At 60.5% G+C, this 21526-nt stretch carries 17 protein-coding genes; all 17 read left to right on the top strand.

What is annotated here, in order from left to right; translation table 11 throughout:
* Nucleotides 1-558 carry a transcription termination/antitermination protein NusG gene (nusG, locus tag L0U80_RS13990; RefSeq protein WP_028208939.1) on the top strand — a complete coding sequence of 186 codons (558 nt, stop codon included), beginning with the start codon at nucleotides 1-3 and terminating at the stop codon, nucleotides 556-558.
* A 165-nt stretch (nucleotides 559-723) separates the two neighbouring features.
* Complete coding sequence (gene rplK / locus L0U80_RS13985; protein ID WP_233864981.1) at nucleotides 724-1155, top strand: 50S ribosomal protein L11; 432 nt, start codon at nucleotides 724-726, stop codon at nucleotides 1153-1155.
* On the top strand, nucleotides 1156-1851 hold the full coding sequence (gene rplA / locus L0U80_RS13980) for a 50S ribosomal protein L1 (RefSeq protein WP_233864980.1): 696 nt from the start codon (nucleotides 1156-1158) through the stop codon (nucleotides 1849-1851).
* Nucleotides 1852-2161: 310 nt separating this feature from the next.
* A complete protein-coding gene (rplJ, locus tag L0U80_RS13975; RefSeq protein WP_124154018.1) occupies nucleotides 2162-2659 on the top strand; it encodes a 50S ribosomal protein L10 in 498 nt (165 codons plus the stop codon).
* Nucleotides 2660-2743: 84 nt separating this feature from the next.
* Nucleotides 2744-3118, top strand: a complete 375-nt coding sequence (gene rplL / locus L0U80_RS13970) for a 50S ribosomal protein L7/L12 (protein WP_027821097.1) — start codon at nucleotides 2744-2746, stop codon at nucleotides 3116-3118.
* A gap of 352 nt (nucleotides 3119-3470) precedes the next feature.
* On the top strand, nucleotides 3471-7577 hold the full coding sequence (gene rpoB, locus L0U80_RS13965; protein ID WP_233864979.1) for a DNA-directed RNA polymerase subunit beta: 4107 nt from the start codon (nucleotides 3471-3473) through the stop codon (nucleotides 7575-7577).
* A gap of 21 nt (nucleotides 7578-7598) precedes the next feature.
* Nucleotides 7599-11852, top strand: a complete 4254-nt coding sequence (rpoC, locus tag L0U80_RS13960) for a DNA-directed RNA polymerase subunit beta' (protein ID WP_233864977.1) — start codon at nucleotides 7599-7601, stop codon at nucleotides 11850-11852.
* A 233-nt stretch (nucleotides 11853-12085) separates the two neighbouring features.
* Nucleotides 12086-12370 carry a hypothetical protein gene (locus tag L0U80_RS13955; RefSeq protein ID WP_233864975.1) on the top strand — a complete coding sequence of 95 codons (285 nt, stop codon included), beginning with the start codon at nucleotides 12086-12088 and terminating at the stop codon, nucleotides 12368-12370.
* A gap of 144 nt (nucleotides 12371-12514) precedes the next feature.
* Entirely contained in the window at nucleotides 12515-14362 is a 1848-nt protein-coding gene (gene recQ, locus L0U80_RS13950; RefSeq protein ID WP_233864973.1) for a DNA helicase RecQ, read from the top strand.
* 323 nt (nucleotides 14363-14685) lie between these two features.
* The gene (gene rpsL / locus L0U80_RS13945) at nucleotides 14686-15066 is read left to right on the top strand and encodes a 30S ribosomal protein S12 (protein ID WP_124154012.1); all 381 of its coding nucleotides are present in this window, start codon (nucleotides 14686-14688) and stop codon (nucleotides 15064-15066) included.
* Between the two features lie 207 nt (nucleotides 15067-15273).
* Nucleotides 15274-15744: a 30S ribosomal protein S7 gene (gene rpsG, locus L0U80_RS13940; RefSeq protein ID WP_027797954.1), complete on the top strand. Its 471-nt coding sequence runs from the start codon at nucleotides 15274-15276 to the stop codon at nucleotides 15742-15744.
* 133 nt (nucleotides 15745-15877) lie between these two features.
* The gene (gene fusA, locus L0U80_RS13935; protein ID WP_233864971.1) at nucleotides 15878-17980 is read left to right on the top strand and encodes an elongation factor G; all 2103 of its coding nucleotides are present in this window, start codon (nucleotides 15878-15880) and stop codon (nucleotides 17978-17980) included.
* 84 nt (nucleotides 17981-18064) lie between these two features.
* The gene (gene tuf, locus L0U80_RS13930) at nucleotides 18065-19255 is read left to right on the top strand and encodes an elongation factor Tu (protein ID WP_028371383.1); all 1191 of its coding nucleotides are present in this window, start codon (nucleotides 18065-18067) and stop codon (nucleotides 19253-19255) included.
* A gap of 134 nt (nucleotides 19256-19389) precedes the next feature.
* Nucleotides 19390-19701, top strand: coding sequence for a 30S ribosomal protein S10 (gene rpsJ, locus L0U80_RS13925; protein WP_017777154.1), 312 nt, complete (start codon nucleotides 19390-19392; stop codon nucleotides 19699-19701).
* A 233-nt stretch (nucleotides 19702-19934) separates the two neighbouring features.
* A complete protein-coding gene (gene rplC, locus L0U80_RS13920) occupies nucleotides 19935-20594 on the top strand; it encodes a 50S ribosomal protein L3 (protein ID WP_233864968.1) in 660 nt (219 codons plus the stop codon).
* Nucleotides 20594-21214, top strand: a complete 621-nt coding sequence (gene rplD / locus L0U80_RS13915; RefSeq protein WP_233864966.1) for a 50S ribosomal protein L4 — start codon at nucleotides 20594-20596, stop codon at nucleotides 21212-21214. The genes rplC and rplD overlap by 1 nt, the downstream gene beginning before the upstream one ends.
* Nucleotides 21211-21525, top strand: a complete 315-nt coding sequence (gene rplW, locus L0U80_RS13910; protein WP_124152986.1) for a 50S ribosomal protein L23 — start codon at nucleotides 21211-21213, stop codon at nucleotides 21523-21525. Before rplD ends, rplW begins: the two co-directional genes overlap by 4 nt.
* Nucleotide 21526 lies beyond the last annotated feature (1 nt).

The raw sequence follows: 21526 nt of genomic DNA, 5'->3' as shown, positions 1-21526 counted from the left end.
ATGAGCGATACACCGGCATCCCCGAGCGGAAAACGTTGGTATGTGGTGCACGCCTACTCCGGTATGGAGAAGAGCGTGCAACGTGCGCTTCAGGAGCGCATCGAGCGTGCTGGCATGCAGGATAAGTTTGGCCAGATCCTCGTCCCGACTGAAGAAGTCGTCGAGGTGAAGGGTGGTCACAAATCAGTGACTGAACGTCGTTTCTTCCCGGGCTACGTCCTGGTTGAGATGGAAATGACGGACGAAACGTGGCACCTCGTGAAGAACACGGCGAAGGTGACCGGTTTCGTCGGCGGTGCGCGTAATCGGCCGAGCCCGATTTCGCCGCGCGAAGTCGAAAAGATCATGTCGCAGATGCAGGAAGGCGTTGAGAAGCCGCGTCCCAAGACCCTGTTCGAAGTCGGCGAGATGGTTCGTGTGAAGGAAGGTCCGTTTACAGACTTCAATGGCAGCGTCGAAGAAGTGAACTACGAAAAATCGCGCGTCCGGGTTTCCGTCACTATTTTCGGTCGTGCTACCCCGGTCGAACTCGAATTCGGCCAGGTCGAGAAGCTGTAAATCGAATTCCAACGAATCGCGCTCTCGGGCGCGGTTCGTTCTTTCGCGCTTACGGTCCGCGTTATGGCCGTAGAGGAGCGCCAGTAGTCCAGCAGCTGCAGTACGCCGGGCGAGCGCGCGTTACCACTCACCTGAACGCTCACGCGTTCCAATGAGGTTTTCAACATGGCAAAGAAAATCATCGGCTTTATCAAGCTGCAGATTCCTGCAGGTAAAGCCAACCCGTCGCCGCCGGTCGGTCCGGCACTGGGCCAGCGCGGCCTGAACATCATGGAGTTCTGCAAGGCGTTCAACGCGCAGACTCAAGCCATGGAACCGGGTCTGCCGGTGCCGGTGGTCATTACGGCATTCGCGGACAAGAGCTTCACGTTCATCCTGAAGACGCCGCCGGCTACGGTCCTGATCAAGAAGGCAGCGAAGGTCGACAAGGGTTCGGCCACGCCGCACACGGACAAGGTCGCCACGATCACGCGCGCTCAGGCTGAAGAAATCGCCAAGACCAAGATGCCGGACCTTACGGCAGCGGATATGGACGCAGCGGTCCGCACGATCGCTGGTAGCGCCCGTTCGATGGGCATCATCGTGGAGGGCGTGTAAATGGCTAAGGTTTCCAAGCGTCAAAAGGCACTGGCCGCCAAGGTCGACAGCCAGAAGCTGTACCCGATCGCCGACGCACTGTCGCTCGTGAAGGAATGCGCAACGGCGAAGTTCGACGAGTCGATCGACGTCGCTGTCCAACTCGGCATCGATGCGAAGAAGTCGGACCAGGTCGTTCGTGGTTCGGTCGTGCTGCCCGCAGGTACCGGCAAGTCGGTTCGCGTTGCCGTGTTCGCGCAAGGTGAAAAGGCTGAGCAGGCTAAGGCAGCTGGCGCTGAGATCGTCGGCATGGAAGACCTCGCCGAGCAGATCAAGGGTGGCAACCTGAATTTCGACATCGTGATCGCTTCGCCGGACACGATGCGTGTCGTCGGTACGCTCGGTCAGATTCTTGGCCCGCGCGGCCTGATGCCGAACCCGAAGGTCGGCACCGTGACGCCGGACGTCGCCACCGCGGTCAAAAACGCGAAGGCTGGTCAGGTGCAGTTCCGTGTCGACAAGGCTGGTATCATCCACGCGACCATCGGCCGTGCATCGTTTGAGGCGACCGCGCTGCGCTCCAACCTCGACGCGCTCCTCGACGCGCTGCAGAAGGCGAAGCCGGCGACGAGCAAGGGCGTGTACCTGCGCAAGGTCGCTGTGTCGAGCACGATGGGTGTTGGCGTACGCGTCGACCAGACGTCGCTCGCAGCGTAATAGTTTTGCCGCGCTGAGACTGGAAACAGTGGCAGCGCGGATTTAAAGGGCTTTGGGCGGTCGTGCGGTGGCAGTCTGCATTGCATGACCGGTTGTCAAAGACCGTTGGCGGGAGTGCAGCAGTTGGGTGCTTCCTTAATGTAAAGCCAACGCAGATGGCGAACCCGAAAAGGTTTTGAAGTGCTGTAGTGAGCGGGAGTGGGCGGCAACGTCCTCGAACGCAAGCTGAGTTACTCCGGACTGGTCGGTCGCCGTTGTTGAACGCGGCATCTGGCGTGAAAGCGTTGGGTGTCGAATCTGGAGGTTAACCGTGCCACTGAACAAAGAAGGTAAGCAGGCCGTCGTGGCTGAAGTCTCCGCGCAAGTCGCGACGGCTCAGACCATGGTGCTGGCCGAGTATCGTGGAATCGCGGTTGGCGATCTGACCAAGCTGCGCGCGAAAGCGCGGGAGCAACAGGTGTATCTGCGCGTGTTGAAGAACACGCTGGCGCGTCGCGCCGTCGAAGGTACGCCGTTTGCTTCGCTGGCAGAGCAGATGACTGGTCCCCTGATCTACGGCATCTCGGAAGATGCCATTGCTGCCGCGAAGGTCGTCAATGACTTCGCCAAGGGCAATGACAAGTTGGTCATTAAGGCCGGTTCCTACGAAGGCAAGGTGATGGACAAGGCAGGCGTGCAAGCGCTGGCCAGCATCCCGAGCCGCGAAGAACTGCTCTCGAAGCTGCTGTTCGTTATGCAAGCTCCTGTTTCCGGTATGGCGCGCGCTCTGGCCGCGCTGGCGGAAAAGAAGCAAGCCGAAGCTGCTTAATCGCAGCCTAAGCCGCAGACAGACGAACGGGCAAGCGGGAAGAATCGCTAGCTGTTTCCGAATTCAAATCTGGAGTAATTTCAAATGGCAATCGCAAAAGAAGACATCCTCGAAGCCGTTGGCTCGATGTCGGTTCTTGAACTGAACGAACTGGTCAAGGCGTTCGAAGAGAAGTTTGGCGTGTCGGCAGCTGCTGTTGCAGTCGCTGGCCCGGCAGGCGGCGGCGCTGCTGCTGCTGCTGAAGAGCAGACCGAATTCACGGTCAACCTGCTCGAAGCAGGCGCAAACAAGGTGTCGGTCATTAAGGCCGTTCGCGAACTGACGGGTCTCGGCCTGAAGGAAGCGAAGGACCTGGTCGACGGTGCACCGAAGCCTGTTAAGGAAGCTGTGCCCAAGGCTGCTGCTGAAGAAGCCAAGAAGAAGCTGGAAGAAGCCGGCGCGAAGGCTGAAATCAAGTAAGTTTCAGCGCGCTGTGCGAAGGCTGGCGGTTTTTACACCGCCGGCCTTTTTGTGCTTTGTGGGAACTGCGTTTGTATGCTCGATTTTTCAGGATCGGAGGCGTGAATGCAGAACCCAGAAGCCAAAGAAAACCGTCTTTCGCAACTGTCGAACGGCGATTCTCTTTGTCTTCTGATGCGACTGCAGAAGGCAAGTTTGGTCGGGCAGCGGGCAAGTTATGACAAGCCCAAATCCGCTGCCGTCAGCCAGCGGTTGGTAGAGGCCAACCACCAAGCTTCCAAGGCTCGCGAAGCCATCGGGTCTCAGTCGGTGAACACTCGGGTCGTCCTACCCGCCGTGATTCGGAGATCGTATGCAATATTCCTTCACCGAGAAGAAGCGTATTCGCAAGAGTTTCGCGAAACGCCCCATCGTTCACCAAGTTCCTTTCCTGCTGGCTACCCAGCTTGAATCATTCAGCACGTTTCTGCAAGCAGAAACGGCGACGGCGCAACGCAAACCGGAAGGTCTGCAGGCTGCGTTTACGTCGGTTTTTCCCATTGTTTCCCATAACGGCTTTGCTCGTCTCGAGTTCGTCAGCTACATGCTGTCGTCGCCGGCATTCAACATCAAGGAATGCCAGCAGCGCGGCCTGACGTACTGCTCGGCGCTGCGCGCCAAGGTGCGTCTTGTCCTGCTCGACAAGGAGTCGCCGAGCAAGCCGGTCGTCAAGGAAGTGAAGGAGCAGGAAGTGTACATGGGCGAAATTCCGCTCATGACGCCGACCGGCTCGTTCGTCATCAACGGCACGGAGCGTGTCATCGTCTCGCAGCTGCACCGCTCGCCTGGCGTGTTCTTCGAACACGACAAGGGCAAGACGCACAGCTCGGGCAAGCTGCTCTTCTCGGCTCGTATCATTCCTTACCGCGGCTCGTGGCTCGACTTCGAATTCGACCCGAAGGACGTGCTGTATTTCCGCGTCGACCGTCGCCGCAAGATGCCGGTCACGATTCTGCTGAAGGCAATCGGCCTCACGCCGGAACAGATCCTCGCGAATTTCTTCGTGTTCGACAACTTCTCGCTGATGCCGGAAGGCGCGCAGATGGAGTTCGTGCCGGAGCGTCTGCGTGGTGAAGTCGCGCGCTTCGACATTTCGGACCGCGATGGCAAGGTGATCGTCCAGAAGGACAAGCGGATCAACGCAAAGCACATCCGCGATCTCGAAACCGCGAAGACGACGTTTATTTCGGTTCCCGAAGATTATCTGCTCGGCCGCGTGCTTGCGAAGAACGTTGTCGACGGCGACACCGGTGAAGTCATCGCGAACGCGAACGACGAAATCACCGAAACGGTGCTCGAAAAGCTGCGCGAGTCGAAGATCAAGGATATCCAGACGCTCTACACGAACGATCTGGACCAGGGTCCGTACATCTCCTCGACGCTGCGTATCGACGAAACCGCCGACAAGATGGCCGCACGCATCGCGATCTACCGCATGATGCGTCCGGGCGAGCCGCCGACCGAAGAAGCGGTCGAGGCGCTGTTCAATCGTCTCTTCTACAGCGAAGAAGCGTACGACCTCTCGAAGGTGGGTCGTATGAAGTTCAATCGCCGCGTCGGCCGTGATGAAATCGTCGGCCCGATGACGCTGCAGGACGACGACATCCTCGCGACCATCAAGATCCTCGTCGAGCTGCGTAACGGCAAGGGCGAAGTGGACGACATCGACCACCTCGGCAACCGTCGTGTGCGTTGCGTGGGTGAACTGGCTGAAAACCAGTTCCGCGCAGGCCTCGTGCGTGTCGAGCGCGCGGTGAAGGAACGCCTCGGCCAGGCCGAAAGCGAAAACCTGATGCCGCACGACCTGATCAACTCGAAGCCGATTTCGTCGGCTATTCGCGAGTTCTTCGGTTCGTCGCAGCTGTCGCAGTTCATGGACCAGACCAACCCGCTCTCGGAAATCACGCACAAGCGTCGTGTTTCCGCACTGGGCCCGGGCGGTCTGACGCGTGAGCGCGCAGGCTTCGAAGTCCGCGACGTGCACCCGACCCACTACGGTCGCGTGTGCCCGATTGAGACGCCGGAAGGTCCGAACATTGGTCTGATCAACTCGCTCGCGCTGTATGCGCACCTGAACGAGTACGGCTTCCTCGAAACGCCGTACCGCAAGGTTGCGGACGGCAAGGTGACCGACCAGATCGACTACCTGTCGGCGATCGAAGAAGGCCGTTACGTGATCGCTCAGGCGAACGCGGCAGTGGCCGAAGACGGCACGCTGACCGACGAACTCGTGTCGTCGCGTGAAGCGGGTGAAACGCTGATGGTCACGCCGGACCGCATCCAGTACATGGACGTGGCGCCGTCGCAGATCGTGTCGGTTGCAGCTTCGCTGATTCCGTTCCTTGAGCACGACGACGCAAACCGCGCATTGATGGGCTCGAACATGCAGCGTCAGGCTGTGCCGTGTCTGCGTCCGGAAAAGCCGGTCGTCGGTACGGGTATCGAGCGCACGGTGGCGGTCGACTCGGGTACGACGGTTCAGGCGCTGCGTGGCGGCGTGGTGGACTACGTCGACGCGGGCCGTATCGTGATTCGTGTGAACGACGACGAAGCGGTCGCAGGTGAAGTCGGTGTCGACATCTACAACCTGATCAAGTACACGCGTTCGAACCAGAACACGAACATCAACCAGCGTCCGATCGTGAAGATGGGCGACAAGGTTGCGCGTGGCGACGTGCTGGCTGACGGCGCATCGACCGATCTGGGCGAGCTCGCGCTCGGCCAGAACATGCTGATCGCGTTCATGCCGTGGAACGGCTACAACTTCGAAGACTCGATCCTGATCTCGGAAAAAGTCGTGGCCGACGATCGTTACACGTCGATCCACATCGAAGAGTTGAACGTTGTTGCTCGCGACACGAAGCTCGGACCGGAAGAAATCACGCGCGACATTTCGAACCTCGCGGAAGTGCAGCTTGGCCGTCTCGACGAGTCGGGCATCGTGTACATCGGCGCGGAAGTCGAAGCGGGCGACGTGCTCGTGGGCAAGGTCACGCCGAAGGGCGAAACCCAGCTCACGCCGGAAGAGAAGCTGCTGCGCGCGATCTTCGGTGAGAAGGCTTCGGACGTGAAGGACACGTCGCTGCGCGTGCCGTCGGGCATGAGCGGCACGGTCATCGACGTGCAAGTGTTCACGCGCGAAGGCATCACGCGTGACAAGCGTGCGCAACAGATCATCGACGATGAACTGAAGCGTTATCGCCTCGACCTGAACGACCAGCTGCGCATCGTGGAAGGCGACGCGTTCCAGCGTCTCGCACGTATGCTCGAAGGCAAGGTTGCGAACGGCGGTCCGAAGAAGCTCGTGAAGGGCACGAAGATCGAACAGGCTTACCTGGCCGACCTCGACCACTACCACTGGTTCGACATCCGCCTCGCGGACGAAGAAGCAGCGGCCCAGCTCGAAGCGATCAAGAACTCGATCGAAGAGAAGCGTCACCAGTTCGACCTCGCGTTCGAAGAAAAGCGCAAGAAGCTCACGCAAGGCGACGAACTGCCGCCGGGCGTGCTGAAGATGGTCAAGGTGTACCTCGCGGTGAAGCGCCGTCTCCAGCCTGGCGACAAGATGGCAGGCCGTCACGGTAACAAGGGTGTCGTGTCGAAGATCGTTCCGATCGAAGACATGCCGTACATGGCCGACGGCCGTCCGGCCGACGTCGTGCTGAACCCGCTCGGCGTGCCGTCACGGATGAACGTGGGTCAGGTTCTCGAAGTGCACCTCGGCTGGGCCGCGAAGGGCCTCGGCTGGCGTATCGGCGAAATGCTGCAGCGTCAGACGAAGGCTGCTGAACTGCGCGCGTTCCTCACGAAGATCTACAACGAGTCGGGTCACCCGGAAGATCTGGACAGCTTCTCGGACGACGAAATCTTCGAACTCGCGAAGAATCTGCGTGAAGGTGTGCCGTTCGCAACGCCGGTGTTTGACGGTGCGACCGAAGAAGAAATGTCGAAGATGCTCGATCTCGCCTATCCGGACGACATCGCGCAGAACCTCGGCATGACGCCTTCGAAGAACCAGGTGCGTCTCTTCGACGGCCGCACGGGCGAGATGTTCGAACGCACGGTCACCGTGGGCTACATGCACTACCTGAAGCTGCACCACCTGGTCGACGACAAGATGCACGCGCGTTCGACGGGTCCGTACTCGCTCGTCACGCAGCAGCCGCTGGGTGGTAAGGCGCAGTTCGGTGGCCAGCGCTTCGGTGAAATGGAAGTGTGGGCGCTCGAAGCGTATGGCGCTTCGTATGTGCTGCAGGAAATGTTGACGGTGAAGTCGGACGATGTGACGGGCCGGACGAAGGTGTACGAGAACCTCGTCAAGGGCGACCACGTTATCGACGCAGGCATGCCGGAATCCTTCAATGTGCTGGTGAAGGAAATCCGCTCGCTCGGCATCGACATCGACCTCGACCGCAACTAATCGGACTACGGAGAGAAAGCAATGAAAGCTCTGCTCGATCTATTCAAGCAAGTCCAACAAGAAGAAGTTTTTGACGCGATCAAGATCGGTCTGGCCTCGCCGGACAAGATCCGCTCGTGGTCGTTCGGTGAAGTGAAGAAGCCGGAGACGATCAACTACCGCACGTTCAAGCCGGAGCGGGATGGTCTGTTCTGCGCGAAGATCTTCGGGCCGATCAAGGACTACGAGTGCCTGTGCGGCAAGTACAAGCGCCTGAAGCACCGTGGCGTGATCTGCGAGAAGTGCGGCGTTGAAGTCACGCTCGCCAAGGTGCGTCGCGAACGCATGGGCCACATCGAGCTGGCCTCGCCTGTCGCGCACATCTGGTTCCTGAAGTCGCTGCCGTCGCGTCTGGGCATGGTGCTCGACATGACGCTGCGCGACATCGAGCGCGTGCTGTACTTCGAAGCATATGTGGTGATCGATCCGGGCATGACGCCGCTGAAGGCGCGTCAGATCATGACCGAAGAGGATTACTACAATAAGGTCGAGGAATACGGTGACGAATTCCGCGCCGAGATGGGCGCGGAAGGCGTGCGCGAGCTGCTGCGCGCGATCAACATCGACGAGCAGGTCGAGACGCTCCGCACGGAGCTGAAGAACACCGGCTCCGAAGCGAAGATCAAGAAGTACGCGAAGCGCCTGAAGGTCCTCGAAGCGTTCCAGCGTTCGGGCATCAAGCCCGAATGGATGGTGCTCGAAGTGCTGCCGGTGCTGCCGCCGGAACTGCGTCCGCTCGTGCCGCTCGACGGCGGCCGTTTCGCGACGTCGGACCTGAACGACCTGTATCGCCGCGTCATCAACCGTAACAACCGTCTGAAGCGCCTGCTCGAACTGAAGGCACCGGAGATCATCGTCCGCAACGAAAAGCGGATGCTCCAGGAAGCCGTCGACTCGCTGCTCGACAACGGTCGTCGCGGTAAGGCGATGACGGGCGCGAACAAGCGTCCGCTGAAGTCGCTCGCCGACATGATCAAGGGTAAGGGCGGTCGTTTCCGTCAGAACCTGCTCGGTAAGCGTGTGGACTATTCGGGCCGTTCGGTCATCGTGGTGGGCCCGACGCTGAAGCTGCACCAGTGCGGTCTGCCGAAGCTGATGGCGCTCGAACTCTTCAAGCCGTTCATCTTCAACAAGCTGGAGACGATGGGCGTCGCGACCACGATCAAGGCCGCGAAGAAGGAAGTCGAGAACCAGACGCCGGTGGTGTGGGACATCCTCGAAGAGGTGATCCGCGAGCATCCGGTCATGCTGAACCGTGCGCCGACGCTGCACCGTCTCGGTATCCAGGCGTTCGAGCCGGTGCTGATCGAAGGTAAGGCAATCCAGCTGCACCCGCTCGTTTGCGCGGCGTTCAACGCCGACTTCGACGGCGACCAGATGGCTGTCCACGTTCCGCTGTCGCTCGAAGCGCAGATGGAAGCGCGCACGCTCATGCTCGCGTCGAACAACGTCCTGTTCCCGGCGAACGGCGATCCGTCGATCGTGCCGTCGCAGGATATCGTGCTGGGCCTGTACTACGCCACGCGTGAAGCGATCAACGGCAAGGGCGAAGGCATGACGTTCACGGGCGTGTCGGAAGCGATCCGCGCGTACGAGAACAAGGAAGTCGAGCTGGCCTCGCGCGTGAACGTGCGTATCACCGAAATGGTCCACAACGAGGACAAGTCGGAAGGCGCACCGGCATTCGTGCCGAAGATCACGCTGTACGCGACCACCGTTGGCCGTTCGATTCTTTCGGAAATTCTGCCGCCGGGCCTGCCGTTCTCGGTGCTGAACAAGCCGCTGAAGAAGAAGGAAATCTCGCGTCTGATCAACACCGCGTTCCGCAAGTGCGGTCTGCGTGCGACGGTCGTGTTTGCTGACCAGCTGATGCAGTCGGGCTTCCGCCTCGCAACGCGCGCCGGTATTTCGATCTGCGTGGACGACATGCTCGTGCCGCCGCAGAAGGAAACGATCGTCGGCGACGCCGCGAAGAAGGTGAAGGAATACGACCGCCAGTACATGTCGGGTCTCGTCACCGCGCAAGAGCGCTACAACAACGTGGTCGACATCTGGTCGGCGACGTCGGAAGCGGTCGGCAAGGCGATGATGGAGCAGCTCTCGACGGAGCCGGTGGTCGATCGCGACGGTAACCAGACGCGTCAGGAATCGTTCAACTCGATCTACATGATGGCCGACTCGGGCGCGCGGGGTTCCGCAGTCCAGATCCGTCAGCTGGCGGGTATGCGCGGCCTGATGGCGAAGCCGGACGGCTCGATTATCGAAACGCCGATTACCGCGAACTTCCGCGAAGGTCTGAACGTGTTGCAGTACTTCATCTCGACCCACGGTGCACGTAAGGGTCTGGCTGATACGGCACTGAAGACCGCGAACTCGGGTTACCTGACGCGTCGTCTCGTCGACGTGACGCAGGATCTCGTGGTCGTCGAAGAAGATTGCGGCACGTCGAATGGCGTGGCGATGAAGGCACTCGTCGAAGGCGGTGAAGTTGTCGAAGCGCTGCGCGACCGTATTCTCGGCCGCGTCGCGGTGGCGGACGTCGTCAATCCGGAATCGCAGGAAACGCTGTACGAAGCGGGCTCGCTGCTCGACGAAACGGCAGTGGAAGAAATCGAGAGCCTTGGCATCGACGAAGTCCGCGTGCGTACGCCGCTTACTTGCGAAACGCGTTATGGCCTGTGCGCTTCGTGCTACGGCCGCGACCTCGGCCGCGGTTCGCGCGTGAACGTCGGCGAAGCAGTCGGCGTGATCGCGGCGCAGTCGATCGGCGAACCGGGCACGCAGCTCACGATGCGTACGTTCCACATCGGTGGTGCGGCATCGCGTGCGGCAGTTGCTTCGTCGGTGGAAGCCAAGTCGAACGGTACCGTGCGCTTCACGGCAACGATGCGTTACGTCACGAACGCGAAGGGCGAGCAGATCGTCATCACGCGTTCGGGCGAAGCGATCATCGCCGATGATCACGGCCGTGAGCGCGAGCGTCACAAGGTGCCGTACGGCGCGACGCTGCTGCAGCTCGACGGTGCGCAGATCAAGGCTGGCACGCAGCTCGCGACGTGGGATCCGCTTACGCGTCCGATCATCACCGAGTACGGTGGCACGGTGAAGTTCGAGAACGTCGAAGAAGGCGTGACCGTGGCCAAGCAGATCGACGACGTCACGGGTCTGTCGACCCTCGTCGTGATCGACGTGAAGCGCCGTGGTTCGCAAGCGGCGAAGAGCGTGCGTCCGCAGGTGAAGCTGCTCGACGCGAACGGCGACGAAGTGAAGATCCCGGGCACGGAGCACTCGGTGCAGATCGGCTTCCAGGTCGGCGCACTGATCACCGTGAAGGACGGTCAGCAAGTGCAGGTCGGTGAAGTGCTCGCACGTATCCCGACCGAATCGCAGAAGACGCGTGACATTACCGGTGGTCTGCCGCGTGTGGCGGAACTGTTCGAAGCACGTTCGCCGAAGGACGCAGGTATCCTGGCGGAAGTCACGGGTACGGTGTCGTTCGGTAAGGACACGAAGGGCAAGCAGCGTCTCGTTATCACGGACCTCGAAGGCAATCAGCACGAGTTCCTGATCGCGAAGGAAAAGCAGGTGCTGGTCCACGACGGTCAGGTCGTCAACAAGGGCGAAATGATCGTGGACGGCCCGGCCGATCCGCACGACATCCTGCGTCTGCAGGGTATCGAGGCGCTGTCGCGCTACATCGTGGACGAAGTGCAGGACGTGTACCGTCTGCAAGGCGTGAAGATCAACGACAAGCACATCGAAGTGATCGTGCGTCAGATGCTGCGCCGTGTGCAGATCACCGACAACGGTGATACGCGCTTCATTCCGGGCGAGCAGGTCGAGCGTTCGGACATGCTGGACGAAAACGACAAGATGAACGCGGACGACAAGCGTCCGGCGACGTACGAGAACGTGCTGCTCGGTATCACGAAGGCATCGCTCTCGACCGACTCGTTCATCTCGGCGGCATCGTTCCAGGAAACGACGCGCGTGCTGACCGAAGCGGCGATCATGGGCAAGCGCGACGATCTGCGTGGCCTGAAGGAAAACGTGATCGTCGGCCGTCTGATTCCGGCCGGTACGGGTCTCGCGTTCCACAAGGCACGCAAGGCGAAGGAATCGTCGGATCGCGAGCGTTTCGACCAGATCGCAGCGGAAGAAGCGTTCGACTTCGGTACGCCGGAAACCCCGGCCGCCGAAGAGCAGCCGCAGCAGTCGCATACGACTGACGAGTAAGCATTGGGGGCGGTGTGAGCCGCCCGGTGCTGAAATAGTCACAAGGCCGTCCGGTTTCGACCGGACGGCCTTTTTTATTGGCTAAGCACGGCGTGCTGGCGGATGTGCGGCGTCGCGTCGCAGGACATCGGCGCGCACGGCACAATGACCGTGCTAACGTACGCGCGCCACGCCATCCAAGTGCTGCACCGCACGCGGCAGACGGCGTCTATCTGAATCTGGAGGCGGTAACCATGAAGGTCGTTGGACTCGGGTTGTTCCTGAATCTGCTGGCGTCGGTCGGCATCTTTTCGTACTTGCTTCATCACGTCGGAGTGCAGGAAGCCGCGTGGTTCTTCGCGACCTTTCTCGTCGTCTGGTCGTTCATCATCATCGGCTTCATCATGCAGATCGCCGGCAAGCGCAAGGGCGGCGCCGTGTTGATCACCATCGGCTCGCTCGTGTTCATTCCGTTGGGGCTTGTTGCGATCATCGGCAGCATTCTGTTCGCGCGTCGCGGCGACAACGTCGTGCGCTGATCTTCACGATTCCCGCGGCATCGTGCGCGCATCACACAGCGCGCATTTCATCGGCCGAATGGCCAACATTGGTGGTAGCGGCGGGCAGAGGCGTCCCGGGTTGGTAGAATCCGGTGCACTGCCTTAGCCTCGATCCGCCTCTTCATGTCCCGCTCGCTCGAAATCCTCAACGAAGTCTTCGGTTATCCCGCTTTCAGGGGACAGCAAGCCGAGATCGTCGAGCATGTTGCCGCGGGTGGCGATTCGCTGGTGCTCATGCCCACCGGCGGTGGCAAATCGCTTTGCTATCAGATTCCCGCGCTTGTACGTAATGAAGCCGGACGAGGCGCCGGCATCGTCGTGTCGCCGCTGATCGCATTGATGCAGGACCAGGTGGCGGCGCTCACCGAAGTCGGCGTACGCGCCGCATACCTCAACTCGACGCTCACCGGCGCCGAGGCGGCCGCCACCGAACGCGCGCTGCGCGAGGGCGACATCGACCTGCTTTACGTCGCGCCCGAGCGTCTCATGACGCCGCGTTTTCTCGATCTGCTCGAACGTGCGCGCATCGGCCTCTTCGCGATTGATGAGGCGCATTGCGTGTCGCAATGGGGGCATGATTTCCGGCCCGAGTACATCCAGCTCTCGGTGCTGCACGAGCGGTTTCCGGACGTGCCGCGCATCGCGCTCACCGCAACCGCCGACGCCATCACGCGCGACGAGATCGTGCACCGGCTCGCGCTCGACGACGCGCGCGTTTTCGTGTCGAGCTTCGATCGGCCGAATATCCGCTATCGCATCGTCGAAAAGGACAACGCGCGCACGCAACTGCTCGATTTCATTCGCGCGGAGCACACTCGCGCGGACGGCACGACCGACGCTGGCGTTGTCTACTGCCTCTCGCGCCGGAAGGTGGAAGAGACCGCCGAATGGCTGAAGGGGCAGGGCGTGCGCGCGCTGCCCTATCACGCGGGCATGGAATTCGAGGTGCGCCAGCAGCATCAGGAAATCTTCCAGCGTGAGGAAGGTGTCGTGATGTGCGCGACGATTGCGTTCGGCATGGGCATCGACAAGCCGGACGTGCGCTTCGTCGCGCATCTGGACCTGCCCAAGAGCGTCGAAGGCTACTACCAGGAAACGGGCCGCGCGGGTCGCGACGGGCTGGCGGCGAACGCGTGGATGGCCTACGGGCTCGGCGACGTCGTCCAGCAGCGCAAGATGATCGACGAATCGGAAGCCGACGAAGCCCACAAGCGTGTGCAGACCGGCAAGCTCGATGCGCTGCTCGGCCTGTGTGAGACCGCATCGTGCCGCCGTGTGCGCCTCCTCGCGTATTTCGGCGAAGAGAGCAAGCCGTGCGGCAACTGCGACACGTGTCTCGAGCCGCCTGCCACGTGGGACGCCACACGTGAGGCGCAGATGGCGCTGTCGTGCGTATTCCGCGCGCAGCGGGCGAGTGGTTTCAACTTCGGCGCCGGCCATCTGATCGACATTCTGCGCGGCAACCGCACCGAGAAAATCCTGCAGCGCGGACACGAGAAGATTTCCACGTTCGGTATCGGCGCGTCGCTTTCCGAAGCGGAATGGCGCGCGATCTTCCGGCAACTGGTCGCGTTCGGCTATCTGACTGTCGATCACGACGGTTTCGGATCGCTCGTGCTCACCGAGGAAAGCAAGCCTGTCCTCAAGGGCGACCTGAAGGTGACGATGCGGCGCTACGTAAAGCCGCAGCGCACGCGCCAGTCGTCAGGCCGCACGAACGAGCGTGCGGATCCGACGCTCGGCATGAGTCCACGCCAGCGGTCCCGTTGGGAGCGTCTGCGCCTGTGGCGCACCGAAACCGCAAAGAGCGACGGCGTACCCGCCTATGTGATCTTCCACGATGCGACGCTGGCGGAAATCGCCCGCAACGGTCCCGAATCGATCGACGAACTGCGTGATATTCCGGGTATGGGTGTGCGCAAGCTCGAACGCTTTGGTGATGAACTGCTCGAGGTTGTCGGAGACGAGTAAATCGGGCTGTATCGCGTCACCGCGGGCCCGTGAGTTTTCTCATCCATCTTCAATGAGACGCCGCGAACGGACGCAGTGTCACGTTGCTGTCATTTCCCGTGCAGTCCAAAAGCTCGCAAGCCGTTGACTCGCTTGGTATTTTCGGAATATCATGCTGGGTTCCGGTTCTTGGGATGTTTGCGCTCGCGCCTCGTGAGGTAACGGTGGAGTGAATGCAAACGTCTGGACTCACGTCTTTTACTCGTTCCGGAGTTCAAGACGCATGGTTTTCCGCTTTGCCCGGGAATAAATGCGTCGATTTTGTTCAATTTCAGGAATAAACAATGCCAACCATCAATCAACTGGTTCGCAAAGGCCGCGCTTCGGAAGCTTCGAAGAGCAAGAGCCCGGCCCTGCAGGACTGCCCGCAGCGTCGCGGCGTGTGCACCCGCGTGTACACGACGACGCCGAAGAAGCCGAACTCGGCACTCCGTAAGGTCGCCAAGGTTCGCCTGACGAACGGCTTCGAAGTGATTTCGTACATCGGCGGTGAAGGCCACAACCTGCAGGAACACTCGGTTGTGCTGATCCGCGGCGGCCGTGTGAAGGACTTGCCGGGTGTGCGTTACCACATGGTTCGTGGCTCGCTGGATACCCAGGGCGTCAAGGATCGTAAGCAGGCTCGTTCGAAGTACGGCGCAAAGCGCGCTAAGGCTGCGAAGTAAGAGTCAAAACGTCGTCTGTGCCGGTTCTCATTGGCGCAAGGCGATACAGGCGGTGGTGCCGGATTGGCCGGTGCTGTCGAGTAAGTGGTCACCCGACCAGGCTGGTAAGTCGTAATCGATGAATCGGGTTAGTTGGTGGCCGCGGAGTCGTAAGGGGTAAAACCCGGGATAAAACCCGACTCCAACTGAAAAGTTAAAGGAAGAAACATGCCGCGTCGTCGCGAAGTTCCCAAGCGGGAAGTGTTGCCGGATCCGAAGTTCGGCAACGTTGATGTAGCCAAGTTCATGAACGTGCTCATGCTCTCGGGCAAGAAGTCGGTTGCCGAGCGCATTGTGTACGGCGCTTTCGAACAGATCCAGACCAAGGGTGGCAAGGACCCGCTGGAAGTGTTCACTGTTGCACTCAACAACGTTAAGCCGGTCGTCGAAGTGAAGAGCCGTCGCGTTGGTGGTGCGAACTATCAGGTTCCGGTCGAAGTGCGTCCGTCGCGTCGTATGGCATTGGCGATGCGTTGGCTGCGTGAAGCCGCGAAGAAGCGCAGCGAGAAGTCGATGGCTCTGCGTCTGGCAGGTGAACTCACCGAAGCGGCTGAAGGCCGTGGTGGCGCAATGAAGAAGCGCGACGAAGTTCACCGGATGGCAGAAGCCAACAAGGCGTTCTCGCACTTCCGTTTCTAAGAGAAAACCCTACTCCGGGTTTGTTCTAAAGCGGAAAAAAATCCGGGCGGGTGCGCTTATCCAGCGCCTCGCCCGTTTGTGTTCAGGCGCGTCGGGATTGATCCCGGTGCGCCCCTCCTGATAGAGGATCAAAGTGGCTCGCAAGACTCCTATCGAGCGCTACCGCAACATCGGTATTAGCGCTCACATCGACGCCGGCAAAACGACGACGACCGAGCGCATTCTGTTCTACACCGGCGTGAACCACAAGATTGGTGAAGTTCACGACGGCGCTGCCACCATGGACTGGATGGAGCAGGAACAGGAGCGTGGCATCACGATTACCTCCGCTGCTACGACCGCCTTCTGGAAAGGCATGGCCGGCAATTATCCGGAACACCGCATCAACATCATCGACACCCCGGGCCACGTTGACTTCACGATTGAAGTCGAGCGCTCGATGCGCGTGCTCGACGGTGCGTGCATGGTCTACTGCGCCGTGGGCGGCGTGCAGCCGCAGTCGGAAACGGTGTGGCGCCAGGCGAACAAGTACAAGGTTCCCCGTCTCGCGTTCATCAACAAGATGGACCGTACCGGCGCGAACTTCTTCAAGGTCTATGACCAGCTGAAGACCCGCCTGAAGGCGAACCCGGTTCCGGTCGTCGTGCCGATCGGCGCGGAAGAAAACTTCAAGGGTGTCGTCGACCTCCTGAAGATGAAAGCGATCATTTGGGACGAGGCCTCGCAAGGCACGAAGTTCGACTACGTCGATATCCCGGCTGAGCTCGTTGACACGTGCAACGAGTGGCGCGAAAAGATGATCGAGTCGGCTGCTGAAGCCAGCGAAGAGCTGATGGAAAAGTACCTCGGCGGCGAAGAGCTGTCCGAAGCGGAAGTCGTCAAGGCGCTGCGTGATCGTACGATTGCGTGCGAAATCCAGCCGATGCTGTGCGGTACCGCGTTCAAGAACAAGGGCGTGCAGCGCATGCTCGACGCCGTGATCGATTTCCTGCCGTCGCCGGTGGACATTCCCCCGGTCACGGGCGAACTCGAAAACGGTGAAAAGGCTGAGCGTCGTGCGGCGGACGACGAGAAGTTCTCGTCGCTCGCGTTCAAGATCATGACCGACCCGTTCGTCGGCCAGCTGATCTTCTTCCGTGCGTACTCGGGCGTCGTCAACTCGGGCGATACGGTGCTGAACTCGACCAAGGGCAAGAAGGAACGCCTCGGCCGTATTCTGCAGATGCACGCGAACAACCGCGAAGAAATCAAGGAAGTTCGCGCAGGCGACATCGCTGCTGCCGTCGGCCTGAAGGATGCGACCACGGGCGACACGCTGTGCGACCCGGCACACCCGATCGTTCTCGAGCGCATGGTGTTCCCGGAGCCGGTGATTTCGCAGGCCGTCGAGCCGAAGACCAAGGCTGACCAGGAAAAGATGGGCCTCGCCCTGAACCGCCTGGCACAGGAAGACCCGTCGTTCCGCGTTCAAACGGACGAGGAATCGGGCCAGACCATCATTTCGGGTATGGGCGAGCTCCACCTCGAAATTCTGGTCGACCGCATGAAGCGCGAATTCAACGTGGAAGCAACCGTCGGCAAGCCGCAGGTTGCGTACCGCGAAACGATCCGCGCCACGGCGAAGGACGTCGAAGGCAAGTTCGTCAAGCAGTCGGGCGGTCGCGGCCAGTTCGGTCACGCGGTCATCACGCTTGAGCCGAATGAGCAGGGCAAGGGCTACGAGTTCCTGGACGAAATCAAGGGCGGCGTGATTCCGCGCGAATACATCCCGGCGGTGGACAAGGGTATCCAGGAAACGCTGAAGGCTGGCGTGCTGGCGGGCTTCCCGGTCGTCGACGTGAAGGTTCACCTGACGTTCGGTTCGTACCACGACGTTGACTCGAACGAAAACGCGTTCCGCATGGCCGGTTCGATGGCGTTCAAGGAAGCAATGCGCAAGGCGCAGCCGGTCATCCTTGAACCGATGATGGCTGTCGAAGTCGAAACGCCGGAAGACTACATGGGCAACGTGATGGGCGACCTGTCGGGCCGTCGCGGTATCGTCCAGGGCATGGAAGACATGGTTGGCGGCGGCAAGATCGTTCGCGCTGAAGTGCCGCTGTCGGAAATGTTCGGCTACTCGACGTCGCTGCGCTCGCTGACGCAAGGTCGTGCAACGTACACGATGGAATTCAAGCACTACGCAGAAGCACCGCGTAACGTGGCCGACGCGATCATCAGCGCGAAGGCGAAGTAAGTATCGGCCGGAGCGAACCGGGCATCGGAGCCCGGTTCGCAACGAACAGACACCGGTTCACCACTTTTTTGAAAGAAGAGAAACATGGCAAAAGGTAAATTCGAACGGACCAAGCCGCACGTGAACGTGGGCACGATCGGTCACGTTGACCACGGCAAGACCACGCTGACGGCAGCGATCACGACGGTTCTGACCGCCAAGTTCGGCGGCGAGGCGAAGGCGTACGACCAGATCGACGCAGCGCCGGAAGAAAAGGCACGTGGCATTACCATCAACACCGCGCACGTCGAGTACGAAACGGCTAACCGCCACTACGCACACGTCGACTGCCCGGGCCACGCTGACTACGTGAAGAACATGATCACGGGCGCGGCACAGATGGACGGCGCAATCCTGGTGTGCTCGGCCGCTGACGGCCCGATGCCGCAGACGCGTGAGCACATCCTGCTGGCCCGTCAGGTTGGCGTGCCGTACATCATCGTGTTCCTGAACAAGTGCGACATGGTGGACGACGCCGAGCTGCTCGAGCTCGTCGAAATGGAAGTGCGCGAACTTCTGTCGAAGTACGACTTCCCGGGCGACGACACCCCGATCATCAAGGGTTCGGCCAAGCTGGCGCTCGAAGGCGACAAGGGCGAGCTGGGCGAAGTGGCGATCATGAACCTGGCCGACGCACTCGACACGTACATCCCGACGCCGGAGCGTGCAGTTGACGGCGCGTTCCTGATGCCGGTGGAAGACGTGTTCTCGATCTCGGGTCGTGGCACGGTGGTGACGGGGCGCGTTGAGCGTGGCATCGTCAAGGTCGGCGAGGAAATCGAAATCGTCGGTATCAAGCCGACGGTGAAGACGACCTGCACGGGCGTGGAAATGTTCCGCAAGCTGCTCGACCAGGGTCAGGCAGGCGACAACGTTGGTATCCTGCTGCGCGGCACGAAGCGTGAAGACGTGGAGCGTGGCCAGGTTCTGGCCAAGCCGGGTTCGATCACGCCGCACACGCACTTCACGGCTGAAGTGTACGTGCTGAGCAAGGACGAAGGCGGCCGTCACACGCCGTTCTTCAACAACTACCGTCCGCAGTTCTACTTCCGTACGACGGACGTGACGGGCTCGATCGAGCTGCCGAAGGACAAGGAAATGGTCATGCCGGGCGACAACGTGTCGATCACGGTGAAGCTGATCGCTCCGATCGCGATGGAAGAAGGTCTGCGCTTCGCAATCCGCGAAGGTGGCCGTACCGTCGGCGCCGGTGTCGTTGCCAAGATCATCGAGTAAAATCGCTGGTTTGCTGTAAGCAGTAGAAGTTGATGTATCTGGGACTGGTCGGCGGCTCTCCGCCGCAGGCCAGTCCTGCGCTCTTTACCAAGTCTGGCGGCGCAAGTCCGCCTCGCTCTTTTCAAGGAATCGTCATGCAGAACCAGAAAATCCGTATTCGCCTGAAGGCTTTCGACTATCGCCTGATCGACCAGTCGGCTGCTGAAATCGTCGACACGGCGAAGCGGACCGGTGCAATCGTCCGCGGCCCGGTGCCGCTGCCGACGCGCATCCAGCGTTTCGACATCCTGCGTTCGCCGCACGTCAACAAGACGTCGCGCGACCAGCTGGAAATCCGTACCCACCTGCGTCTGATGGACATCGTCGACCCGACGGACAAGACCGTCGACGCACTGATGAAGCTGGACCTGCCGGCTGGTGTGGACGTCGAAATCAAGCTGCAGTAAGGCTCTCAAGCGCTGTCAGGATGTCCCGGTGGCGCTAAGTCTTTGATTGCTTGCGGAAAACGAGAAGGGACGTTATACTTGACGTCTTTTCGCGCATTTGCGCAAAAAGCTGGTGTGTCCCTTTCAAGCTTTTTTGCTGAAAAAAGCGTGAAAAAGCGCGTGAAACGGGGCGAAAAAGCACCGGCACTTTGTAAATTAGCCCCGACCAATCGCAGTCGGGAATGGAGAAAACGATGAGCCTTGGACTCGTAGGTCGCAAGGTTGGCATGACCCGTATCTTCACGGCTGATGGGGACTCGATTCCCGTCACCGTGCTGGACGTGTCCGACAACCGCGTGACGCAGATCAAGACTGTTGAAACCGACGGCTACACGGCCGTTCAGGTTGCGTTTGGTACGCGCCGTGCATCGCGCGTGACGAAACCGATCGCAGGTCATCTCGCCAAAGCTGGCGTTCAAGCCGGTGAAATCCTCAAGGAATTCCAGATCGACGCCGCCAAGGCTGCCGAGCTGTCCGCTGGCGCTGTGATCGATGTGGATCTCTTCGCGGAAGGCCAGCTGGTCGACGTGCAAGGCACCTCGATCGGTAAGGGCTACGCCGGTACCATCAAGCGTTACAACTTCGCATCCGGCCGTGCTTCGCACGGTAACTCGCGCTCGCACAACGTGCCGGGCTCGATCGGTATGGCGCAGGATCCGGGTCGCGTGTTTCCGGGTAAGCGCATGACCGGTCACATGGGTGATGAGACCGTGACGGTGCAGAACCTCGAAATCGCACGTATCGACGCAGAGCGCAAGCTGCTGCTCGTCAAGGGTGCTGTTCCGGGCGCGAAGGGCGGTAAGGTTTTCGTGACGCCGGCGGTTAAGGCTCGCGTGAAGAAAGGAGCGGAATAATGGAACTGAAGCTCCTGAACGCTAATGGCCAGGAAGGTGCTGCAGTCAACGCGTCGGACGTCGTGTTCGGCCGTGACTACAACGAAGCACTGATCCACCAGATCGTCGTCGCCTACCAGGCGAACGCACGTAGCGGCAACCGCGCGCAGAAGGATCGCGAGCAGGTCAAGCACACCACCAAGAAGCCGTGGCGCCAGAAAGGTACGGGCCGTGCTCGTGCCGGTATGTCGTCGAGCCCGTTGTGGCGTGGCGGTGGTCGCATCTTCCCGAATTCGCCGGAAGAAAACTTCTCGCACAAGGTCAACAAGAAGATGCATCGCGCAGGCCTCTGCTCGATCTTCTCGCAGCTGGCCCGCGAAGGCCGCATCTCGGTCGTCGAGGATCTCTCCCTCGAAGCGCCGAAGACGAAGCTGCTGGCCGACAAGTTCAAGGCCATGGGTCTCGATTCCGTGCTGGTCATCACCGACACGGTCGACGAGAACCTGTATCTCGCGTCGCGCAACCTGCCCCACGTGGCAGTCGTTGAGCCGCGTTTCGCCGACCCGCTCTCGCTGATCTTCTTCAAGAAGATTCTGATCACGAAGGCTGCGGTCGCCCAGATCGAGGAGTTGCTGTCATGAGCGAGATTCGCAAGAACGATCATCGTTTGATGCAGGTCCTGCTCGCGCCGGTAGTCTCCGAAAAGGCGACGCTGGTGGCGGAGAAGAACGAACAAGTCGTCTTCGAAGTCGCGCCGGACGCGACCAAGCAGGAAGTCAAGGCTGCCGTCGAGCTGATGTTCAAGGTGGAAGTCGATTCCGTCAACGTGCTGGTCCAGAAGGGCAAGCAAAAGCGCTTTGGCCGCTTTAACGGCAAGCGCAAGGACGTGAAGAAAGCCTACGTCTGCCTGAAGCCCGGCCAGGAAATCAACTTTGAAGCGGAGGCCAAGTAAT

The sequence above is a fragment of the Paraburkholderia adhaesiva genome, from assembly GCF_021390575.1.
Taxonomy (GTDB): Bacteria; Pseudomonadota; Gammaproteobacteria; order Burkholderiales; family Burkholderiaceae; genus Paraburkholderia; species Paraburkholderia adhaesiva.
Note: the sequence above shows the minus strand (reverse complement) of the source record. Positions and strands in the feature narration are given on the sequence as shown.